Genomic DNA, 19,540 nt, shown 5'->3' with positions numbered 1-19,540 from the left:
CGGATGCTCGTGGCCGCCGGGTTTCGGCCGGTCGTGACTGATTCGATTGCTTACAAATCGGATGCAAGTCCGATGCAATCCTGTCGCCCTTCCAAAAACAAGCCATTGCGGCAATCGAGGGCACGAGATGGGTAGCAAGATCAACAAGGGGCGCAAGGCCGGGGGCGGCCCGCGCCGGGCCTGGGCCGTGGTGGCGCTGGGCCTGTGGCTGGCCGCCTGCGGCGGCGGCGGTGGCGGTGACGGTGACGGCAAGACCCAGGATCCGGTGGCCGTGCCGCCCGTGACCGCGCCGCCGACCAGCCCCACGCCCCCCGTCATCACGCCGCCCGTCACCGGCCCCGACGGCGTTGCCCATGTGCCGCTGTTCCCCGAAGGCACCCAGCTGGTCGAGCAGATCCAGTACCGCGAGGCCGACGGCACCCTGGTGACCCTGATGGGCTCGCGCACCACCGACCGCCATGCGCGCGAGCGCGGCGAGGCCTGGGACGCGCCGGACGCCGGCCCGGGCCACTACTTCACCTTCCCGACCTTCTACTTCCAGAACCGCACCTTCGGCCTGGAGATCCGCGACACCATCCCGGCCGGCGGCCAGCGCATCGAGATCCATCTGCGCGTCAACGACGGCACCTTCGACGGCACCACCTTCAGCCTGTTCCGCAACATCCTGAATCCGGACGTGAAGGACTTCGGCTGGTCGCTGAACTACGGCTTCAACAATCCCAAGGAGGGCGGCAAGCCCATCTGCCACGCCGGCCAGCCGCGCGAGGACTGCATGATGGTGTTCGACTCCAACTGGCGCACCGACCCGCACAGCCCGCTGAAGATCGGCGACAAGATCGAGCTGGCCCCGGCGCCGCGCCTGCTGCGCGACGAGAAGACCGGCCGCGCGATCATCGACGGCGGCGGCAGCCGCTACTACTCGTTCGAGCAGCTCTATGTGGTGGGCGTCGGCATGCGGCCCTGGTACGGCATCGCGCCGAATCTCGACTCCGAGCCGCTGCCCGACGAGGCCCTGCTGGGCGGCCAGGCCAGCGTCTCCTACAACTATTCGGAAGAGGCGCTGCGCGGCTTCCAGCAGATGGTCAACAACATCGGCATCGGCAACACCAAGCGCTTCGTGCAGGGCCGGCGCCTGTTCCACACCTCGTTTGCCGACGGCGTGCATTCCGAGAACCCCAATGTCAATCCGGCGTTCACGGCCCATGCCGGCCAGCTGGGGCCGCGCTTCAACCAGACGAACTGCATCGCCTGCCACCAGGCCAACGGCCGCAGCCCCGTGGTGGCGCAGGGTGGGCGCCTGGACGGCATGGCCTTCGTCACCGGCGGCATCGACGCCGACGGCAAGCCCCGGCCGGATGCGCAGTACGGCATGACCATCCTGCAGCGCGCGGCCGATGCCGCCGCGCCCGACTACGGCGTCGCGGTCGAGCGCTACGAGAGCAGCAGCCGCACGCTCAGCGGCGGCGAGGTGGTGGAGCTGCGCAAGCCCGTCTATGCCTTCAAGGGCGGCCTGCCGGCCAGCGTCTCGGCGCGCCAGGCGCCGCAGGTGATCGGCCTCGGGCTGCTGGAGGCGGTGGCGGAGTCCAGCATCGTCGCGCTGGCCGACCCGAAGGACGCCAACGGCGACGGCGTGCGCGGCGTCGTCAACTATGTGCTGGACCCCGAGAGCGGCGTCACGCGCGTGGGCCGCTTCGGCTGGAAGGCCTCCAAGGTCAGCCTGCGCCACCAGGCCGCCCAGGCCCTGGTCAACGACATGGGCGTGACCTCCTCGATCTACCCCTCGCGCAGCTGCCAGCGCGGCGCGGCCGACTGCCGCAGCCATGCCGGCAGCGCCGCCGTGGCCATCCCCGAGGCCGAGCTGCAGCAGCTGGCCAACTACATGGCGCTGATCGGTGTGCCGGCCCAGCGCAGCCTGCGCAGCGGCTATCCGGCGGGCATCCGCGTGCCGGCCGAGCATGAGCTCGACCCGGCCCGCATCCAGCAGGGCAGCGCCTTGTTTGCCCAGGCGCGCTGCACCGCCTGCCATGCGGCCCAGCTGAAGACCGGCAACACCCATCCCTTCGCCGAGCTGCGCGGCCAGACCATCCGCCCCTTCACCGACCTGCTGCTGCACGATATGGGCGACGGGCTGGCCGACGGCATCACCGAGGGCCAGGCCAGCGGCCGCATGTGGCGCACCGCGCCGCTGTGGGGGCTGGGCTCGCTGCCCGCGGTGCAGGGCGGCGCCGCCAATGTGCGCTACCTGCATGACGGGCGCGCGCGCACGCTGCAGGAGGCCATCCTCTGGCATGGCGGCGAGGCGGCCGACAGCCGGGGCCGCTTCGAGGCCCTGTCGCGCAGCGAGCGCGATGCCGTGGTCGAATTCCTGAGGTCGCTGTGATGATGACGATGATGATGATGAAGCGCCGCCTGCTCTGCAAGGGCCTGGCCGGCCTGGTTACGGCACCGCTGCTGTCGGCCTGCGGCGGCGGAGGCGGGGGTGACGGCGCTGCGCCCGCACCCGCACCCGCACCCGCACCCGCACCCGCACCGCCGCTACGCAGCGCCAAGCGCGGCATTGCCTACGATCTGGCCGATGCGCGCGACTTTGCCGCGCTGCGCCCCGGCCTGAGCTGGTGGTACAACTGGAGCGATCGGCCCGCGACGATGGCGCCGGCCGAACCGGGCCTGGACTTCGTGCCGATGCTTTGGAACGATCGCTTCGACGATGCGGCCGTCGAGACCCGGCTGCTGGCCAGCCCGGCCGTCAAGCATCTGCTGGTGCTGAACGAGCCGAACCTGCGCGACCAGGCCAATCTGAGCCCGGCCCAGGCCGCCGCGCTATGGCCACGCTACGAGGCCATCGCCCGCAGGACCGGCGTCAAGCTGGTGGGCCCGGCGATCACCTGGGGCACCTTGGCCGGCTACGAGGATCCGGTCATCTGGATGGACGCCTTCCTGGCCGCCTACCGCGGTGCCAACGGCGGCCGCGAGCCGCAGATCGATGCCCTGGCCTTCCACTGGTACGACTACGGCCTGGCCGGCCAGCTGGACCGCCTCGCCAAGTACGGCAAGCCCTTCTGGGTCACCGAGTTCGCCAACTGGCATTCCCAGAACGACGGCGCGCAGATCGATTCGGTGGCCAAGCAGAAGGCGCAGATGACGGAGATGGTGGCCATCTGCGAGCAGCGCGCCGACGTGCTGCGCTACGCCTGGTTCACCGGACGCTGGGCCAACGACCTGCACCATACCAGCCTGCTGGGCGCGGCCGGCGAGCTGAGCGAACTGGGGGCGCATTACCTGGGGCTGCCGTTCGCGGGCTGAAAGCGGGCGAGGGCCGGCGCTGGCCTTGCCCCGCGACTGCCGCTGCAGTCTTGCGACGATGTCCCGGTACGCGGCATCGATCACCGGTACTTGGCGGCGCTGATGAACTGGCCGAAGGTCTCGCACCAGACGATGACCGCGCTGTAGCGACCCGGATCGACGGACTCGGGGACGGGAACGACGAAGTTCTTGAAGGTCTTGACGTCTCCGACGCGAACCATGGTGGTCTTCAGGCGCTTGAAGTCGGCTTCCGTTTCGACGAACTCGGGCGACAGGTAGAGCTTGTAGTCCGGTCCCGGCGCAAGCTCGCCTTGGAGGACGATGGCGTTGGAGGCGATGGAGACGGTTCCCTCGCCCCAGTGCAATGCGTCACTGCCTTTCAGGTCGCGGCGGAACTGGCCCGTATAGCGCGACGCGGCGGCTTGCGTGCTGACTTCGGCAGGCGTGGGTGCCGCAGGAGCAATGAGGATGGGTAGAGCGTAGATGCCGAGCGCAAAGCCGATGGCGACGGCAAGCAGGTGCGACACGACGAGAGGAAGCTTCTTCATGGTGCTGTTGCCCGCGGTGTGGTGTTCGAGGAGCCTACCAGCGGCGTGACCCTTGTGACGGCATCCGTCCCGCTGCCCCCGCTGTGGTGCGCCGGCTACCGCCGCATCCGCCGCAGCGCCAGAAACGCGATCACCCCGGTCAGTCCGCCGATCAGGCTCACCATGATCCAGAAGCCGGTCGGGTTCTCGGCCAGCGGGATGCCGCCGACGTTCATGCCGAACAGGCCCGAGACCAGGTTGATCGGCAGCGCCAGCACGGTCACCATGGTCAGCGTGAACAGGCTGCGGTTGTTTTCCTCGGCCACGCGCGCCGCGGTCTCGTCCTGCATCAGCTTGATGCGCTCCTGCAGCCCGGCGATGTCGCCCAGCACCAGCGCGAACTCCTCGCTGGCGCGGTGCAGCTGCTGGCGGTCCTCGGGGCTGACCCAGCGCGGCGGCTTGGCCAGGGTGCGCATCAGCGCGCTGGGTTCGGGCGCCAGCAGGCGCTGCAGGCGCACCATCAGCCGGCGCAGCCTCGCGACCTCGCCGCCATGGCCGTCGTGCTTGCCGGCCAGCAGCGCGTCCTCGATATCGTCCACCCGGCTGGTGGCCTGGCGCACGATGCGCTGCAGCTCGTCCGCCTGGTCGGCCAGCAGGTGCTCCAGCAGGGCCACGCTGGAGCCCAGCGGCTCGCCGCGCTTCACCGCCATGCGCAGCCGGTCGATCGCGCGCAGCGGCTGGCGCCGCGCGCTCAGCACCAGATGCTCGCCGACCGACAGCCACAGCGTGGCCACGTCGCTGGCGTCGAAACCGAAGTCGAAGGTCACGTCGTTGACCACGGCGAACAGGCCCTCGCCGTCGCGCTCGATGCGGGTGGAGCGCGAGCCCTCGTGCAGGGCCTCGAAGAAGTTGTCCGAGAGGCCGGCATGCGCGCGCAGCCAGGCCTCGGCGCCGGCATGGCTGAGGTTCAGGTGCAGCCAGACGAAGCCCGGCCCGGCCTGGGCCAGCAGCGGCAGGGCGGCCTCGGCCGAGGCGATCGGCTCGGCGGGCCGGTCCGGCAGAAAGCGGTAGCCGCAGATCAGGCCATGGGCGTCGGCACCGTAGCTGGAAACGGGGGTCATGATGGGCATGCCGCGAGTATCGATCAGGCCACCGCGACCACCCGTTCGCGGAACAGCGCGGCGCGCTCGGCGTCGGCGGCGCGCGCGATCTCGGCGGCGCAGTCGTCCAGCCAGGCGGCGAAGCTCGATTCGGAATCGACCGCACGCGCACCCTCGCGCAGCGCCTGGTCGCGCCCGGCCAGCATGCGGCCGGCCAGGTCCAGCGCGAAGAACTTGGCGCGCACCAGGCGGCGCGCCGCGTCCGCCGCATCCGCCGCTTCCGCCGCAGCCGGCGGTGCCGGCGGTGCCGGCTCGGGCGGGCCGTCCCAGCCGATCAGGCCCTGGGCCAGCAGCTGCTCGAAGGCCGGCTGCGGCGCCAGGCCCAGCCCCTGGGCGACGGCCCGCAGCTCGGCCAGGCTCTTGCGGCCGTCCACCGTGATCAGCAGCATGCGCAGGCCCGGCGGCAGGGCCTGGCGTGCGCCGGCCAGCAGGCGGCGGCCGGCGTCGGTCTTGTGGGGAATGGGCGGCGTCATGGACCTGCGGGGCGCTGGGCGAGGGAAGGCCGCATGCTGGAGCGGCTTTGTGGCGGCGGCATGACGGCATGGTGACAGTGCCGGCGCGGCGTGCAGGGCTTGGCACCTGGACGACAGCCGGGGCGCCCGCGGCACGGCATCATCGGGCCATGGAGACCCCACAGCACACCGGCCCCGAGCCCCAGATCCGCCGCTACGAGCGCTTCCTGCGCGAGACCCGCGGCCTGGCCTTCGAGCGTTACGAGGACCTCTGGCAATGGTCCGTCACCGAGCTCGACGCCTTCTGGCTGAGCCTGTGGGAGTTCTTCGAGCTGCGCTCGGCCACGCCCTTCACGCGGGCGCTGAGCGAGGAGCGCATGCCCGGCGCGCGCTGGTTCGAGGGGGCGACGCTCAACTACGCGGCCCAGGTGCTGCGCCATGCCGACACGGCCCATGCGGCGGACAGGCCGGCCATCGTCTGGTGCAACGAGGCGATGCTGGCGCGCCGGGAGCTGGGCGAGCTGTCCTGGCCCGAGCTGCAGCGCCGGGTGGGGGCGCTCGCCGCGGCCCTGCGCGCGCTGGGCGTGGGGCGCGGCGACCGCGTCGTCGCCTACCTGCCGAACATCCCGCAGACGGCGGTGGCCTTCCTGGCCGTCGCCAGCCTGGGCGCCATCTGGTCGGTCTGCGCGCCGGACATGGGCGCGATGGCGGTGCTGGACCGCTTCCGCCAGATCGAGCCCAAGCTGCTGATCGCGGCCGACGGCTATGTCAATGCCGGCCAGGCGGTGGACCGGCGGCCGTTGCTGGGCGAGTTGCTGGCCGGGCTGCCCAGCGTCGAGCATGCGGTACTGCTGCCCTATCTGGACCCGCAGGCCGACGCCGCGGCGCTGGGCATGCTGGATTTCAACGCGCTGCTGGCCCAGGCGTTGGCGCCGGTGGCGCCGGAGCCGCTGCCCATCGACCATCCGCTGTGGATCGTCTACTCCAGCGGCACCACCGGTCTGCCCAAGCCCATCGTGCACGGCCATGGCGGTGTCGTGCTGGAAACGATGAAGGGCGGCATCCTGCATGGCGACCTCGGCCCCGCGGAGCGCTTCCACTGGTACAGCTCGACCGGCTGGATCATGTGGAACTGCCAGATCGGCGCGCTGCTGGGCGGCAGCACGATCTGCCTGTTCGACGGCAGCCCGGGCGGGTCGCGCCCGGAATTCGGCGGGCCGGACTGGGGCACCTTGTGGCGCTTCGCGGCGCTGGCCGGCGTCAGCTTCTTCGGCGCCGGCGCGGCCTTCTACGCCAGCTGCCTGAAGGCCGACGTGCGGCCGCAGGAGGCGGGCGACCTGTCGCGCCTGCGCGGCGTCGGCTCGACCGGCAGCCCGCTGGCCGACGAGAGCTACGACTGGATCTGGCAGCGCCTGCCCGAGGTGGACGGCGCGCCGGTCTGGATCAACTGCATCAGCGGCGGCACCGATTTCGCCGGCGCCTTCCTGGCGGGGCTGCGCACCCTGCCGCTGCGGCGCGGCGAGATGCAATGCCGCAGCCTCGGCGCGGCGGTCTACGCCTATGGCGAGCCCGACGCCGACGGCCGGGGGCGGCCGCTGGTGGACGAGGTCGGCGAGCTGGTCTGCACCCGGCCGATCCCGTCGATGCCGCTGCGCTTCTGGAACGATCCCGGCGACCGGCGCTACCGGGACAGCTATTTCGACATGTACCGCGGTCCGAACGGCGAGGGCGTCTGGCGCCATGGCGACTGGCTGCGCATCACGCCGGCGGGCGGCGGCATCATCTACGGCCGCTCCGACGCCACCATCAACCGCCACGGCATCCGCATGGGCACGGCCGAGCTGTACCGCGCGGTGGAGGTCCTGCCCGAGGTGCTGGACAGCCTGGTGGTGGACCTGGAATACCTGGGGCGCGACAGCTATATGCCGCTGTTCGTCGTGCTGCGCGAGGGGCTGACGCTGGACGCGGCGCTGGAGCGGCGCCTGCGCGAGGCCATCAGGGCGGCGCTGTCGGCCCGCCATGTGCCCAACGAGATCTTCCAGGTGGCGGCCGTGCCGCGCACCCTGTCGGGCAAGAAGATGGAGCTGCCGGTCAAGAAGCTGCTGCTGGGCGCCGCGCCCGAGACCCTGTTCAAGCGCGATGCGATGGCCAATGCCGAGGCGGTGGACTGGTTCGCGGCCTTTGCCGCCGCGCGCCGGCGCGTCACCTGAATCCGGGGTAGCGCATCCGCCCGGCGGCATGCGGGCAGGCGTATGCTTTCCGCCAGAGGCCCGCAGGGCCCGTGGCGCAGGGATGGCATCCGCTTTCCGGAGGCTTCATGGGCCCGCCATCACCGGATCGGCCGCGCAGCCGGCTGGACCTGCTGGTCTGGGGCCTGCCCCTGCTGGGTCTGGCCATCGTGGCCGGCCTCTGGCTGCTGGTGCTGAACGCCCTGGAGGCCGAGCGCCGGCTGGTCGAGCAGGACATCGAGCAGCGCGCCCGCGGCCTGGCCCAGGCCTTCGAGGAACACACCCGGCGCGGCCTGCAGCAGATCGACCAGATCACCGCCTTCGTGGCGCATCAGATCAGGGGCCGCGGCCAGGACGGGCCGCGCGACCGGGCGGCCGGGCGTGCCGACATGGCGGCCCTGCTGCAGCTCGGCCTGGCCGACCTGCCCGGCGTGGTGGCCCTGTTCGTGACCGATGCCGGCGGCGCGGTGCTGGGCTCGACCCTGCCGATGAACCAGGCGACGGTGGCCCACCATGCCTATTTCCGCGTCCATCTGGACCAGGGCCACAGCGGCCTGTATATCAGCGAGCCCCTACCGGGTCGCGATGGTCAGCATTGGGTGCTGCAGCTGACGCGCCGGCTGGCGCGCAGCGACGGCGGCTTTGCCGGCATCGTCGCGGTGGCGGTCGATCCGCGCTACTTCACCGATTTCTACCGTCCCAGCCAGCTCGGCCGCCAGGGCATGGTCAGCGTGATGGGCCTGGACCTGGTGGTGCGGGCGCGCCGCTCGGGCGAGCGGCTGTGGTTCGGCCAGGCGGCCGGCAGCCATCTGGCCGAGCATCTGCAGCGCTGGCCCGAGGGCAGCTACGAGGCCGTCAACCGGCTTGACGGCGTGCAGCGGCGCCTGGCCTACAAGACCCTGCAGGGCTATCCGCTGGTGGCGCTGGTGGGCCTGGCGCTGGAGGAGGCCCTGGCGCCGTTCGAGCAGCGGCGCACCGAACTCTTGGGCCTGACGGGCCTGGGCAGCGCCCTGCTGCTGCTGGCCTTCGGAGGGCTGAGTCTGGCGGCGATCCGCTTGCGGCGCAGCCAGGCCGGACGCGAACGCGCGCGGGCCCAGTTCGAGGCGGCCTCCAATGCCAGCCTGGATGCCTTCTGGATGCTGTGTGCGGAGCGCGATGCGCAGGGGCGGGTGCGGGACTTCCGCTTCGCCCATTGCAACGACCGCGGTGCGGCCCTGCTGCACAAGCCCAAGGACGAGATCGTCGGCCGCCTGCGCAGCGAGGTGTTCCCCGAGGGCCGCGACCCGCGCTTCTTCCGCATGTTCTGCGAGGTGCTGGAGAGCCGCCGGCCGCAGCGGGCCGAGTTCATGGTCGAGACGCCGCCGGCCGAGGGGCTGTGCCTGCAGCATCAGGTGGTGCCGATGGGCGATGGCGTGGCCCTGACCACACGCGACATGACGGCCGAGCGGCGCCGCGAGCAGGCCATGCAGGCGGCACAGGCCGCGCTGCAGGCCGCCGAGAAGCGTTTGCGCGACATCACCGACAAGCTGCCGGTGCTGATCACCTACATCGACCCGGAGGAGCGCGTGCGCTTTCTGAATGGCACCTTCCGCACCTGGCTGGGCATCGATCCGGAGCTGATGCTGGGCCGCAGCCTGCTCGAGATCCTCGGGCCGACCGAGTACGGGTTGCGCACGGCCTGGCTGCGCCGCGCCCTGTGCGGCGAGCGGGTCGGCTTCGAGATCGAGTCGACCCTGCTGGGCCGCAAGCGCTGGCTGCACAACGAGTATGTGCCCGACATCGGGCTCGACGGCCTGGTGCAGGGCGTCTATGCGCTGAGCCAGGACATCTCCGACCTGAAGGCGGTGCAGCGCGAGCTGGAAACTCAGGCGCGGCGCGACGCCCTGACCGGTCTGCCGAACCGCCAGCAGTTCGACGAGCTGCTGCCCCAGGCCCTGCGCCGCGCGGCGCGCAGCGGCGCGGCGCTGGCGCTGCTGTTCCTGGACGTGGACAAGTTCAAGTCCATCAACGACAGCCTGGGCCACGGCGTCGGCGACGCGGTGCTCAGGGAATTCGCGAGCCGCCTGCGCGAGAGCGTGCGCGAGGTCGACACGGTGGCCCGCCTGGCCGGCGACGAGTTCGTCATCGTGCTGGAGGATTTGCGCAGCGAGGACGAGGCCGGTCTGGTGGCGCGTAAGATCACCCGCGCGATGGCTTCACCCTTTGTGCTGGGGGGGCACAGCCTGCAGGTCACCACCAGCATCGGCATCGCCTTCCAGCAGGGTGGCGCGGTGACGCCGGCCGAGCTGCTCCAATGCGCCGACCAGGCCCTCTACGCGGCCAAGGACGCGGGCCGCAACACCTTCCGCGTGACGCGCCATTGAGGCGCCATTGAGGCCCGCGGGGTGGCACAAGGCCTTGACAAGGCCTTGCGGCCCCGTCCCGCTCGCGTGCCGTGCTCCGGCCGTGTCTATCCGGCTATTGCAGCCAGTCGATGATCTGCGGAGCCTGCAGCGCGCCGGAGATGCGCTGCACCTCCTGGCCGGCCCGCAGCTGGGTCAGGGTGGGAATGCTGCGGATCCCGTAGCGCTGGGCCAGGCGGGGATTGGCGTCGCTGTTGACCTTGACCAGCAGGGCGCGGCCCTTGAGTTGCCGAGCCACCTGGCTGAGCTGTGGCGCCATCATGCGGCAGGGGCCGCACCAAGGCGCCCAGAAATCCACCAGCACCGGCAGCTCGCTGCCGGCCACCACGGCGTCGAAATTGGCCTCGGTGAGCTCGATGACCTCGCCGCTGAGCAGGGGCTTGGCGCAACGCTCGCAACCGGGATCCAGCCGCAGGGCGGCCTCCGGGACCTGGTTGCGGGCTTGGCAGTGGGGGCAGGTGATCATCATGGCAGAACCCGGTTACGCCATGGGTCGCTGCCCGGCGTTGTTGTCTGCCGGAATTGTCCGACGCCCCCCTAGAACCAGGGGTTTCAGGCCGGGCGATTGCGTAACAGCGTGCGTCCCCCGGATGCCGGTTCAGAGGGGCAGTTCGGCGTAGTAGCGGCCACCGTGGAAGATCAGCGGCGGGCTGCCCGGGTAGGAGGTGCAGCATTCGACCTCGCCGACGAAGATGACATGATCGCCCTCCGTGTAGCGGCTGCGATTGGCGCATTCGAACACCGCCGCCACGCCCTCCAGCACCGGCGCGCCGCCGGCGCCCTCGCGCCAGGCCACGCCGGCGAAGCGGTCGATGTCGCGGGTAGCGAAGCGCTGCGCCAGCGCCTTCTGGTCGGCCGCCAGGATGTTGATCGCATAGTGCGAGCCGCGGCTGAACACCGGCATCGAACCCGCGCTGCGCGCCAGGCTCCACAGCACCAGCGGCGGCGCCAGCGAGACCGAGTTGAAGGAGTTGGCCGTCAGGCCCACCAGCTTGCCGTCCGGGCCGCGCGCGGTGACGATGGTCACGCCGGTGGCGAACATGCCCAGGGCGGCGCGGAACTGCTGCGAATCGAAGGAGGCGCCCACGACGCCGGGCTGGGAAGCAATGGCCATGGCCGGATTGTCCGCCAGCCCGGCGATCTGGCCCAAAATACGGGCATGCATGATCAAGACTTCCGTTGCCACGACGATCTGCGCCTGGAGGGCGAGCCCGACTACGGCTTCGGCCGCTGCGCCTGCCGGCGCTGCATCGCCGCGCCGCGCCGGCGCCTGTTCACCGGCCTGCTGGGTGTCGGCGCGTTGGCGGCGGCCGTGCCCGCCTGGGCGCGCGAGGGCGTGGACGTCGGCTCGCAAAGCAGCATCACCAAGCTGGTGCCGGCCGAGCAGGTGGAGGCCGCCGGTGCGCAGGAATATTCGAAGATGATGGCCCAGGCGCGCCAGCAGAACGCGCTGGCCCCCGACAGCCACCCGCAGCTGCAGCGCCTGCGCGCGATCGCCGAACGCATCATCCCGCAGTCCTATGGCTGGAACGCGCGGGCGCGCCAGTGGCGCTGGGAGGTCAACCTGCTGGGCAGCGCCCAGCTCAACGCCTTCTGCATGCCGGGCGGCAAGATCGCCTTCTATTACGGCATCCTCGAGAAGCTCAAGCTCAGCGACGACGAGGTGGCCACCATCATGGGCCACGAGGTGGCGCATGCGCTGCGCGAGCATGCGCGCGAGCGCATGGCCAAGACCACCGCGACGAAGCTGGGCGCCAGCGTGCTGTCCAGCCTGCTGGGCCTGGGCAATGTGGGCGACGCGGTGCTGAACATGGGCGGGCAACTCCTGACCCTGAGGTTCAGCCGCGAGGACGAGAGCGAGGCCGACCTGGTGGGCATGGAGCTGGCCGCGCGGGCCGGCTACGACCCCGAGGCCGGCATCAGTCTGTGGCAGAAGATGGGCGAGGCCAGCAAGGGCGCGCCGCCCCAGTGGCTGTCCACCCATCCGGCCGGCCCGAGCCGCATCCGCGACATCGAGGCCAATCTGCCCAAGGTGGGGGGCCTGTACGCGCGTGCCGAGAAGCCGGTGCGGCGCTTCGAGGTGGCGCCGCCGCTGAAGAAGGGCTGAGGCCGGCCCTTACCAGCGAGCCGGCAGGGGACGCAGCAGCTCGTAGCGCCCCATGCCGTGGCGCAGCAGGAACTCGCCCTGCTCCAGGTCCTTCATCAGCTTGGACACCATCTCGCGCGAGCAGCCCAGGCGCTGCGCCATGGCCTGGTGGGTCAGGCGCTCGTTGGGCGAGCTTTCCAGCAAGGCCTTGAGCCGGCCGTAGACGTCGTGCAGGGCCATCTGCTTGGTGGCCAGGGTGGCGGCGCGGGCGCGCCGGATCACCTTGGTCAGCAGGTCCAGCGCGAACTCGGGATGCTCGGTGATATGGGCCAGCACGCTGGCGCGCGTCAGCATCACGCAGCAGCTGGCCTCTTCGGTGATGACGCTGGCCGAGCGTGGCCCGCCGTCCAGGCTCATCTCGCCGACATAGTCGCCGGTGCCGTAGCTGCCATAGGTCACTTCGCGGCCGCGGGCATCGCAGCCGAAGGCGCGCAGCCGGCCCGACAGCACCAGGTAGATGCTGTCGCCCTGGGTGCCTTCCTCGATCAGCAGGGTGCCCTTGCGATAGCTGCGGGTGACGCCGCGGGCCGCAAGATCCGCCAGTTGCTGGGGCAGCTGAACTCGGACCGGCTTGGTCGCGGGCTCGGCAATGTGTGACGTACCGACTGGGCCGTACATGCAGCGCTCCCCGCGCGGCGTCGACAAGCCGCGCCTGTTGCGCTGCATGTTAAGGGATGTAAACGAACGTGTCAGCGTCAGTTGTAGAGCGCCGACATCAGCGGCGGCAGCACGGCCAGCTGGCGCAGCAGCTCGCGAATGCTGGGCGCGCCGGACTTGGCGCGGATGCTCTGGATCTGGGTGCGCACCGTCGAGATCGCCACGCCCTGGGCCTGGGCCACGCTGTTCGGCTCATGGCCGTCGCTGAGCGCCTTCAGCACCTCGGTCTCGGCGGGCGTCAGGCCATAGCGCAGCGCGAACCACTGCGCGGCCAGCGCGCCGCAGATCTGGCGCCGCTCCAGCACCAGCAGCACGGCGGCCTGCTCCACGTCCCGGTTCAGCGGCACCACCACCACATTGGCCTGCGCCGCGCCCTCGCCCAGGCGCAGCAGGCAGCGCCGGCCTTCGCCCTCGGCCATGGCCAGGGCCTCGAACAGGGGCTTGATGTCCTTGTTGCTGCGCGCGTGCAGCTGGCTGCCCTGCAGCTGCAGCGGATGCTGCGCTCCAATGGCCTGCCGGGCGGCACGGTTGCTGTGCAGCACCTCGCCGCGGCGGTTCAGTACCAGCACCCCGTAGTCCAGCTCCTCCAGCACCAGGCCGAGCCAGTGGCTGCTCAGCGAGGCGGCGCGACGACGCTCCGGGACGGCACGGGTTTCGGGCAGAAAATTGGCAAGATCCATCATCACTAGCTCCCATCGAACAAGAAGAGGTTCGATGGGGGAAGCTTAGGGACGCGACCCCCGCCGAGGCGGTGAATCTTGCGCCAGCGCTTTGTGAAGAATTCACATTGTGTTACATCATTCGGACGAGGGATGCGCTTCAGCTGCCCCGAACATGGGGATTGCTCAGACGCTCCCGCCCGAAGCTGCTTTCCGGCCCATGGCCCGGGATGAAGACCGTGTCGTCGCCCATCGGCCAGAGGCGCCGGGTGATCGAGGCGATCAGCGTGGCATGGTCGCCGCCCGGGAAATCGGTGCGGCCGATGCTGCCGGCGAACAGCACGTCGCCGACGAAGCAGCGCTTGGCGCTGGCGGAGTGGAACACCACATGGCCCGGCGTGTGGCCGGGGCAATGGCGCACGGTCAGGGTTTCGCGCCCGATGCCGACGCGGTCGCCGTCCTGCAGCCAGCGCGTCGGCGTGAAGCCCTCGGCCGGCGGGAAGCCGAACATCTGGCTCTGCTGCGGCAGGCCGTCGATCCAGAACTGGTCGCCCGGGTGCGGGCCGATGATCGGCAGGCCCTGCTCGCGTGCCAGCTGGCCGGTGCCGCCGGCATGGTCGATATGGGCATGGGTCAGCCAGATTGCCTGCAGCGCCAGGCCGCGTTCGGCCACGGCGGCCAGCAGGCGCGGCAGTTCGCCGCCCGGGTCGATCAGCGCGGCCTCCCGGGTTTCGTCGCACCAGACCAGCGAACAGTTCTGGGCGAAGGGCGTGACGGGGACGGTGAGGTAACGCAGGCTCATGGCTCGATGGAACTCGAAATCGATAGGGCAAAAGTTTCCATCATTCTGCCGCCCCCCTCCGGCCAGCCTTGGCGAGGATTCGGGGCATGGCGGCGCGTGCCGCCTCGTAGCCCGCTTCGATCGCGCGGGCCCTGACAGTAGATGTCCACCGCGATCACGATGTCGGCGCCCATGGCCCGGGCGAAGCGAACCGGCACCAGGCTGCTGACGCCGCCGTCGACCAGATGGCCGTCGCGATAGGGGACGGGCACGGTGACGCCGGGAATCGCACTCGAAGCCCGGATCGCCGACCCCGGCGAGCCGCGGGCCAGCAGCACGGGCCGCGCGGTCTGCAGATCCGTCGCCACGGCGGCAAAGCGGATGGGGAAGCCTTCGATCGGCACGCCCCCGTCATCCGGTCGATCCGGTCCGCCAGCTTGTTGCCACGCATGATGCCGCCGGCGCTCGGGGTCCAGTCCATCAGCGCCAGCGGTTTGAGCTCGCGGCCGGCCGATTCCAGTTGCGCGGGTGTCAGGCCGCTGGCATAGGCCGCACCGACCACGGCGCCGGCAGAACTGCCGACCACGAGGTCGGGCCGGAGGCCGGCCTCCTCGAGCGCGCGGATGACCCCCATGTGGGCGAAGCCGCGCAGACCGCCGCCGCCCAGCACCAGGGCCAGCGTCGGACGGGCCGCGGGTTCCCCGGCCGCCGGGCGCCGCACCTCCGTCAGCAGTTGCGGCCGCAGGGTCGGTGGGGTCACCGCTCGGTCACTCGCGCAGCCGCCGATGGCCGCCGCGAGGACGGCCGTTGCCAGGACTGCAAGAGCGCGAGGGATTCTGCCGCGGACGGCCTCATGACGGGGCTTGGTCACTTCGGCTGCGTCAGCGCCACCGCATCCGCCCCGGCCGCGAAGCGCAGCTGCCCGGACGCATCGTTCGCGGCGCGCCAAACCCCCTCGGCCACATCGGACTCGGTGGTCACCGCCCTCACTTCGGTGAAGGCCGAGAAGACGCGTTGCGCGAAGGGCGCATAGGCCTCGGGAATCAGGCCCGCCATGCGCGACGCGCCATTGCTCGTGAAGCGCGTGCTCGGGCCGTAGCCCGGCTCGACCAGCTTCACACGCACATTGAATTCCGCGAGCTCGAAGGCCAGCGATGCGGTGAAGCCTTCGATGGCCATCTTGCTCGCGGTGTAGACGGCCACCAAGGGCATGGGCGCCAGCGTAGCGCTCGAGCTCACGTTCACCACCACGCCCGCGCGGCGCGCGCGGAACTGCGGCAGCACCGCCTGCGTCATGGCCATCACCCCGAAGGTATTGGTCTCGAACAGTTCGCGGGTTGTGGCGAAGGGCGTGGCCTCGAAGGCGCCGAACAGGCCGAGACCGGCGTTGTTGACGAGCACGTCGATCGGGCCGCTGGCCGCCAGCGCGGCCGCGATGCTCTCGGGGCGGGTGACGTCGAGTGCCAGCACGCGCATCCGCTCCGAGCGGGGCAGCAGGTCTTCGCGCGGCGTGCGCATGGTGGCGATGACCTTCCAGCCCTGGGCGTGGAAGTGGCGGGCGGTTTCCAGGCCGTAGCCCGAGGAGCAGCCGGTGATCAGGACGGACTTCATCAGGGGTTTCCTTGCGGATTGCGATGGTCGCTACCTTACGGGCGTGCGGCAGGACGATCTACAATGAAGAGTCTAGATTTCGTTGGCAAAAGTCCAATAGTCGAAGATGAGCGACCCGCTCGCGGAAGTCATCAGGCTGCTCCAGCCCCGCACGGTGTTTTCGAAATGCATCAGCGGTGCCGGCAGCTGGGGCGTTCGCTATGCCGACTTTGGCCAGCCGAGCTTCTGCGCCGTGCTGGAGGGCGCTTGCCTGCTGGCCGTCGACGGCCAGCAGGCACTTGCGCTGGAGGCGGGCGACTTCGTGTTGCTGCCGGCGACGCCGGGCTTCACGCTGTCGGGCTTCGAGCGGGTGATCCCCGAGGCGGTCGATCCCAAACTGGCATCGGCGCCCAGCGCCGAGGTGCGCCATGGCCGACGTGGCGGGCGTCCGGATGTGCGATTGCTGGGCGGCTATTTCGTCTTCGATTCCGCCGACGCGGAGCTGCTGGTGTCGCTGCTGCCGGCGCAAATCCATGTGCGCGGTGTCGAGCGCCTGTCGGTGCTGGTGCGTCTGGTCGGTGAGGAAGCCGGCCGGCAGCGTTCGGGCCGCGATCTGGTGCTGACCCGCCTGGTCGAGGTGCTGCTCATCGAGGCCTTGCGGGTCACCGCGGGGGAGGGGGCGCCTGCGGGCCTGCTGCGTGGCCTGGCGGACCCGCGGCTCGCTCAGGCCATCAGGCAGATGCACAGCCACCCCGGGCGCCCGTGGACGATGGCGCAACTTGCCGACAAGGCCGCGCTGTCACGCTCGGCCTTCTTCGATCGGTTCACGCGCGCCGTGGGCCTGCCGCCGATGGAATACCTGCTGGCCTGGCGCATGGCCGTCGCCAAGGATCTGCTGCGCCAGCGCTCGCTCGGCATTGCGGAGGTGGCCGAGCGCGTGGGCTACGGCTCGGCAAGCACCTTCAGCACCGCATTCAGCCGCCATGTCGGCCAGCCGCCGGGCCGCTATGCGCGCCGGCTCGACTAGGGCCGCTCCCGCAAGCGGCGTTGCAAATCCTCGCCGGGTGTCCAACCCGGCTGCGGCGAGAACGCTGTTCCGACGCGCGGGCCACAGTTGCTTCCGCTTAACAGAAGAAAATGGGCGTCGACACGGTCAAACTTCGGCAAGCCATGGCGCGCGTGGTTCGCGCACAGCGCATCGACGCGTTCATTGCGTCCAACTTGGCATGGGCTTTCAAGACCCATGGCCTGGAGGATCGAGTGGTGGCCGTCAAGGGGCTGCCGGGCCCCGCGAGCCGCATCGATCATGCCATCCCCGGTGCTCGCTCGTCGGGCCGCGGGCCACGGCCCGGCGGCCCTGATGGGCTCCTGACAGGAATGGGTCGCCATGCTTCGGATACTGAGCAGCCACAAGTTCGACCAAGAAGCCGCCGGCGCCTGTCGATTCGCGGATGCCTTGTCCGTCGTGTAGCAGGATCCCCGACGAGGAAGCAGTGCAGCGATGAAACACAGCAACACCCCCCCGAGCACCGACAGGGCCACGCGCCGCGAATGGATCGGCCTGGCCGTGATCGCCCTGCCCTGCCTGGTCTATGCGATGGACCTGACGGTGCTGAACCTGGCCGTGCCGGCGCTCAGCACGGCGCTCAGGCCCAGCGCCTCCGAGCTGCTGTGGATCATCGACATCTACGGCTTCCTGGTCGCCGGCTTCCTGATCACGATGGGGACGCTGGGCGACCGCATCGGGCGCCGCCGCCTGCTGCTGCTGGGCGCGGCCTTCTTCACCATGGCCTCGCTGCTGGCCGCCTTCGCGCAGAGCGCGGCCCAGCTGATCGCGCTGCGCGCCTTGCTGGGCATCGCCGGAGCGACCCTGGCGCCGTCCACGCTGTCGCTGATCCGGAACATGTTCCACGATGAGCGCGAGCGCCAGTTCGCGATCGGCATCTGGATCACCGCCTTCTCGGTCGGCAGCGCGATCGGCCCGCTGGTCGGCGGCCTGCTGCTGCAGCATTTCTGGTGGGGCTCGGTGTTCCTGCCGGCCGTGCCGGTGATGGGCCTCTTACTGCTGGTCGGGCCGCGCCTGCTGCCCGAATACCGGGACGCGCATGCCGGCCGCGTCGACCCGGCCAGCGTGGCGCTGTCGCTGGCCGCGGTGCTGACCCTGATCTATGCGCTGAAGGCACTGGCCGAATACGGCCCCAGCCCGCTGCGCTTCGCGCTGCTGCTGGCGGGCCTGGGCGTTGGCGCCCTGTTCCTGCGCCGCCAGGGCCGGCTCGACTACCCGCTGCTGGACCTGAAGCTGTTCCGGCTGCCCACCTTCCGCGCGGCGATCGCGGCCTATGGCCTGTCCTGCCTGGCGATGTTCGGCGTCTACATCTTCATCGCGCAGTTCCTGCAGCTGGTGCTGGCGCTGACGCCGCTGCAGGCCGGCTGGGCCACCGTGCCCTGGGCGCTCGGCTTCGTGCTCGGTTCGATGCTGGCGCCGCAGCTGGCGCGGCGCTGGTCGCCCGGCGGCGTGCTGGTCTGGGGCCTGGCCGCGGCGGCGGCCGGCATGGCGCTGATGGTCGCGGCGCAGGGGCCGCAGGCGCTGGCGCTCCTGATCGCCGGCATGGTGATCGTCAGCCTGGGCATGGCGCCGGTGTTCGCGATCGGCACCGAGCTGATCATCACCTCGGCCCCGCCGGAGCGCGCCGGCGCGGCCTCGGCGATCGCCGAAACCAGCTCGGAGTTCTGCGGCGCCCTGGGCATCGCGCTGTTCGGCAGCCTGGGCACGCTGATCTACCGCCACCAGCTGAGCGCGGCCTGGGCCAGCGAACTGCCGGCCGAGGCGCTGGCGACGCTGGGCGGCGCGTTGGCCAGCGCACGCGCCATGCCGCCGGACCAGGGCCAGATCCTGCTGAGCCAGGCGCGCGCCGCGTTCACCGACGCGCTGCAGTTCACCGCGCTGGGCGGGGCGGTGCTGGTGCTGGCGGCGAGCCTGCTGTCGGCGCGGCTGCTGAAAGGCGGTGCGGGGCGGCCGGCCTGAGGCGGGCCTCGGCGCATAGCCGGTGCGGATTGGGCGTTCGACCCAGAGCGGCAGCGGCCCGGCCTCGAATGCGGCGGTCGTCGCTGCGCGCCGACTGCCATCGCGCCACCTGAGGCCCGGCGCCGTAGCACGGGGCCCAGCCACTGCCGCCCTGGGCCTATCGGCGTAGGCGTGAAGAATTTCGCGCTGCGCTCACTTCAAGACGAAGCGAACATTGACCGTCTTCTTCATGCCGGGCAGTTGCACCAGCGCGACGGCCTTGGTGCCGGGCGCCACCTTGAAGCCTCCCTTGGCCTCCAGCCGCTCGCCCGCCGTGCTCAGGCTCGCCTCGCTCTTGTCGCCACCGCTCAGCAGGGTCAGCCTGGCCGTGGCGCCGGCCAGCGCGGCGGGCTTGCCATGGTCGCGCACATAGAGCGCAATCACGTCGGGCCTGGCCACCAGCTCGAAGTCCAGATCGCCGGCCTCGGCGACCACGCCGCCATGCAGGGGCTTGTGCTCGTGATGATGCCTATCGCCGGCGGCGAGCGCGGCGCCGGCGGCCAGCGTCAACAGGATCGAAAACAGGAAACGGGTTTTCATCGTGGTTCTCCTTGGTAGTGATGGGGGCCGC

The 19,540-nt window shown here is 70.8% G+C and carries 18 protein-coding genes and 1 pseudogene; 7 read left to right on the top strand and 12 right to left on the bottom strand.

All coding sequences use genetic code 11. From position 1 onward, the window contains the following. Positions 1–127 precede the first annotated feature (127 nt). Together AC07OQ_RS02305 and AC07OQ_RS02300 are read left to right on the top strand one after the other, a co-directional pair. Complete coding sequence (locus AC07OQ_RS02305; RefSeq protein ID WP_495051468.1) at positions 128–2,380, top strand: di-heme oxidoreductase family protein; 2,253 nt, start codon at positions 128–130, stop codon at positions 2,378–2,380. Beyond that, positions 2,380–3,303 (top strand): glycoside hydrolase family protein, encoded by a 924-nt coding sequence (locus AC07OQ_RS02300; RefSeq protein WP_495051467.1) that lies wholly within the window; start codon positions 2,380–2,382, stop codon positions 3,301–3,303. The genes AC07OQ_RS02305 and AC07OQ_RS02300 overlap by 1 nt, the downstream gene beginning before the upstream one ends. 80 nt (positions 3,304–3,383) lie before the next feature. On the opposite strand, the gene AC07OQ_RS02295 is transcribed toward AC07OQ_RS02300, so the two are convergent. The 3 genes from AC07OQ_RS02295 to AC07OQ_RS02285 form a co-directional block, all read right to left on the bottom strand. After that, a complete protein-coding gene (locus AC07OQ_RS02295; RefSeq protein WP_495051466.1) occupies positions 3,384–3,851 on the bottom strand; it encodes a DM13 domain-containing protein in 468 nt (155 codons plus the stop codon). Positions 3,852–3,946: 95 nt separating this feature from the next. Beyond that, positions 3,947–4,960, bottom strand: coding sequence for a transporter (locus tag AC07OQ_RS02290; protein WP_495051465.1), 1,014 nt, complete (start codon positions 4,958–4,960; stop codon positions 3,947–3,949). A 14-nt stretch (positions 4,961–4,974) separates the two neighbouring features. After that, positions 4,975–5,463, bottom strand: coding sequence for a hypothetical protein (locus AC07OQ_RS02285; protein ID WP_495051464.1), 489 nt, complete (start codon positions 5,461–5,463; stop codon positions 4,975–4,977). Between the two features lie 149 nt (positions 5,464–5,612). Here AC07OQ_RS02285 and AC07OQ_RS02280 point away from each other — a divergent pair, with 149 nt between their 5' ends. Both AC07OQ_RS02280 and AC07OQ_RS02275 read left to right on the top strand, forming a co-directional pair. Further along, positions 5,613–7,652, top strand: a complete 2,040-nt coding sequence (locus AC07OQ_RS02280; RefSeq protein WP_495051463.1) for an acetoacetate--CoA ligase — start codon at positions 5,613–5,615, stop codon at positions 7,650–7,652. Between the two features lie 107 nt (positions 7,653–7,759). Continuing rightward, positions 7,760–10,033 carry a bifunctional diguanylate cyclase/phosphodiesterase gene (locus AC07OQ_RS02275; protein ID WP_495051462.1) on the top strand — a complete coding sequence of 758 codons (2,274 nt, stop codon included), beginning with the start codon at positions 7,760–7,762 and terminating at the stop codon, positions 10,031–10,033. A 94-nt stretch (positions 10,034–10,127) separates the two neighbouring features. Here the strand turns inward: AC07OQ_RS02275 and trxC are convergent, their stop codons facing one another. Both trxC and AC07OQ_RS02265 read right to left on the bottom strand, forming a co-directional pair. Further along, positions 10,128–10,541: a thioredoxin TrxC gene (trxC, locus tag AC07OQ_RS02270; protein WP_495051461.1), complete on the bottom strand. Its 414-nt coding sequence runs from the start codon at positions 10,539–10,541 to the stop codon at positions 10,128–10,130. A gap of 129 nt (positions 10,542–10,670) precedes the next feature. Continuing rightward, the gene (locus AC07OQ_RS02265) at positions 10,671–11,186 is read right to left on the bottom strand and encodes a flavin reductase family protein (RefSeq protein WP_495051460.1); all 516 of its coding nucleotides are present in this window, start codon (positions 11,184–11,186) and stop codon (positions 10,671–10,673) included. Positions 11,187–11,231: 45 nt separating this feature from the next. On the opposite strand from AC07OQ_RS02265, the gene AC07OQ_RS02260 reads away from it, so the two are divergent. Further along, on the top strand, positions 11,232–12,179 hold the full coding sequence (locus tag AC07OQ_RS02260; RefSeq protein WP_495051459.1) for a M48 family metallopeptidase: 948 nt from the start codon (positions 11,232–11,234) through the stop codon (positions 12,177–12,179). A 9-nt stretch (positions 12,180–12,188) separates the two neighbouring features. Here the strand turns inward: AC07OQ_RS02260 and AC07OQ_RS02255 are convergent, their stop codons facing one another. From AC07OQ_RS02255 to AC07OQ_RS02230, 6 genes and pseudogenes are all read right to left on the bottom strand, one after another. Continuing rightward, complete coding sequence (locus AC07OQ_RS02255; protein WP_495051458.1) at positions 12,189–12,836, bottom strand: Crp/Fnr family transcriptional regulator; 648 nt, start codon at positions 12,834–12,836, stop codon at positions 12,189–12,191. Between the two features lie 77 nt (positions 12,837–12,913). Beyond that, entirely contained in the window at positions 12,914–13,558 is a 645-nt protein-coding gene (locus AC07OQ_RS02250) for a helix-turn-helix transcriptional regulator (protein ID WP_495051457.1), read from the bottom strand. Between the two features lie 136 nt (positions 13,559–13,694). Further along, positions 13,695–14,336, bottom strand: coding sequence for an MBL fold metallo-hydrolase (locus AC07OQ_RS02245; protein ID WP_495051456.1), 642 nt, complete (start codon positions 14,334–14,336; stop codon positions 13,695–13,697). Next, positions 14,333–14,719 carry a patatin-like phospholipase family protein gene (locus AC07OQ_RS02240; RefSeq protein WP_495051455.1) on the bottom strand — a complete coding sequence of 129 codons (387 nt, stop codon included), beginning with the start codon at positions 14,717–14,719 and terminating at the stop codon, positions 14,333–14,335. Before AC07OQ_RS02240 ends, AC07OQ_RS02245 begins: the two co-directional genes overlap by 4 nt. A 68-nt stretch (positions 14,720–14,787) precedes the next feature. Continuing rightward, a pseudogene (locus tag AC07OQ_RS02235) lies at positions 14,788–14,949 on the bottom strand (patatin-like phospholipase family protein); the annotation flags it as partial. A 233-nt stretch (positions 14,950–15,182) separates the two neighbouring features. Then, on the bottom strand, positions 15,183–15,926 hold the full coding sequence (locus AC07OQ_RS02230; protein ID WP_495051454.1) for an SDR family oxidoreductase: 744 nt from the start codon (positions 15,924–15,926) through the stop codon (positions 15,183–15,185). A gap of 106 nt (positions 15,927–16,032) precedes the next feature. Between AC07OQ_RS02230 and AC07OQ_RS02225 the strand changes: the two genes are divergently transcribed. Both AC07OQ_RS02225 and AC07OQ_RS02220 read left to right on the top strand, forming a co-directional pair. Further along, a complete protein-coding gene (locus AC07OQ_RS02225) occupies positions 16,033–16,932 on the top strand; it encodes an AraC family transcriptional regulator (protein ID WP_495051453.1) in 900 nt (299 codons plus the stop codon). A 474-nt stretch (positions 16,933–17,406) separates the two neighbouring features. Next, complete coding sequence (locus tag AC07OQ_RS02220) at positions 17,407–18,930, top strand: MFS transporter (protein WP_495051452.1); 1,524 nt, start codon at positions 17,407–17,409, stop codon at positions 18,928–18,930. A 192-nt stretch (positions 18,931–19,122) separates the two neighbouring features. On the opposite strand, the gene AC07OQ_RS02215 is transcribed toward AC07OQ_RS02220, so the two are convergent. Next, on the bottom strand, positions 19,123–19,509 hold the full coding sequence (locus AC07OQ_RS02215) for a hypothetical protein (protein WP_495051451.1): 387 nt from the start codon (positions 19,507–19,509) through the stop codon (positions 19,123–19,125). Positions 19,510–19,540: the final 31 nt, after the last annotated feature.

This window comes from Roseateles sp. GW821-FHT09B06 (assembly GCF_059418245.1).
Note: the sequence above shows the minus strand (reverse complement) of the source record. Positions and strands in the feature narration are given on the sequence as shown.

Coding starts and splice junctions, on each gene's coding strand:
- AC07OQ_RS02290 (WP_495051465.1), bottom strand. CDS start 4,960: ATGCCCATCATGACCCCCGTTTCCAGCTACGGTGCCGACGCCCATGGC.
- AC07OQ_RS02300 (WP_495051467.1), top strand. CDS start 2,380: ATGATGACGATGATGATGATGAAGCGCCGCCTGCTCTGCAAGGGCCTG.
- AC07OQ_RS02215 (WP_495051451.1), bottom strand. CDS start 19,509: ATGAAAACCCGTTTCCTGTTTTCGATCCTGTTGACGCTGGCCGCCGGC.
- AC07OQ_RS02255 (WP_495051458.1), bottom strand. CDS start 12,836: ATGTACGGCCCAGTCGGTACGTCACACATTGCCGAGCCCGCGACCAAG.
- AC07OQ_RS02265 (WP_495051460.1), bottom strand. CDS start 11,186: ATGGCCATTGCTTCCCAGCCCGGCGTCGTGGGCGCCTCCTTCGATTCG.
- trxC (WP_495051461.1), bottom strand. CDS start 10,541: ATGATGATCACCTGCCCCCACTGCCAAGCCCGCAACCAGGTCCCGGAG.
- AC07OQ_RS02225 (WP_495051453.1), top strand. CDS start 16,033: ATGAGCGACCCGCTCGCGGAAGTCATCAGGCTGCTCCAGCCCCGCACG.
- AC07OQ_RS02250 (WP_495051457.1), bottom strand. CDS start 13,558: ATGATGGATCTTGCCAATTTTCTGCCCGAAACCCGTGCCGTCCCGGAG.
- AC07OQ_RS02305 (WP_495051468.1), top strand. CDS start 128: ATGGGTAGCAAGATCAACAAGGGGCGCAAGGCCGGGGGCGGCCCGCGC.
- AC07OQ_RS02275 (WP_495051462.1), top strand. CDS start 7,760: ATGGGCCCGCCATCACCGGATCGGCCGCGCAGCCGGCTGGACCTGCTG.
- AC07OQ_RS02285 (WP_495051464.1), bottom strand. CDS start 5,463: ATGACGCCGCCCATTCCCCACAAGACCGACGCCGGCCGCCGCCTGCTG.
- AC07OQ_RS02230 (WP_495051454.1), bottom strand. CDS start 15,926: ATGAAGTCCGTCCTGATCACCGGCTGCTCCTCGGGCTACGGCCTGGAA.
- AC07OQ_RS02295 (WP_495051466.1), bottom strand. CDS start 3,851: ATGAAGAAGCTTCCTCTCGTCGTGTCGCACCTGCTTGCCGTCGCCATC.
- AC07OQ_RS02220 (WP_495051452.1), top strand. CDS start 17,407: ATGAAACACAGCAACACCCCCCCGAGCACCGACAGGGCCACGCGCCGC.
- AC07OQ_RS02280 (WP_495051463.1), top strand. CDS start 5,613: ATGGAGACCCCACAGCACACCGGCCCCGAGCCCCAGATCCGCCGCTAC.
- AC07OQ_RS02245 (WP_495051456.1), bottom strand. CDS start 14,336: ATGAGCCTGCGTTACCTCACCGTCCCCGTCACGCCCTTCGCCCAGAAC.
- AC07OQ_RS02260 (WP_495051459.1), top strand. CDS start 11,232: ATGCATGATCAAGACTTCCGTTGCCACGACGATCTGCGCCTGGAGGGC.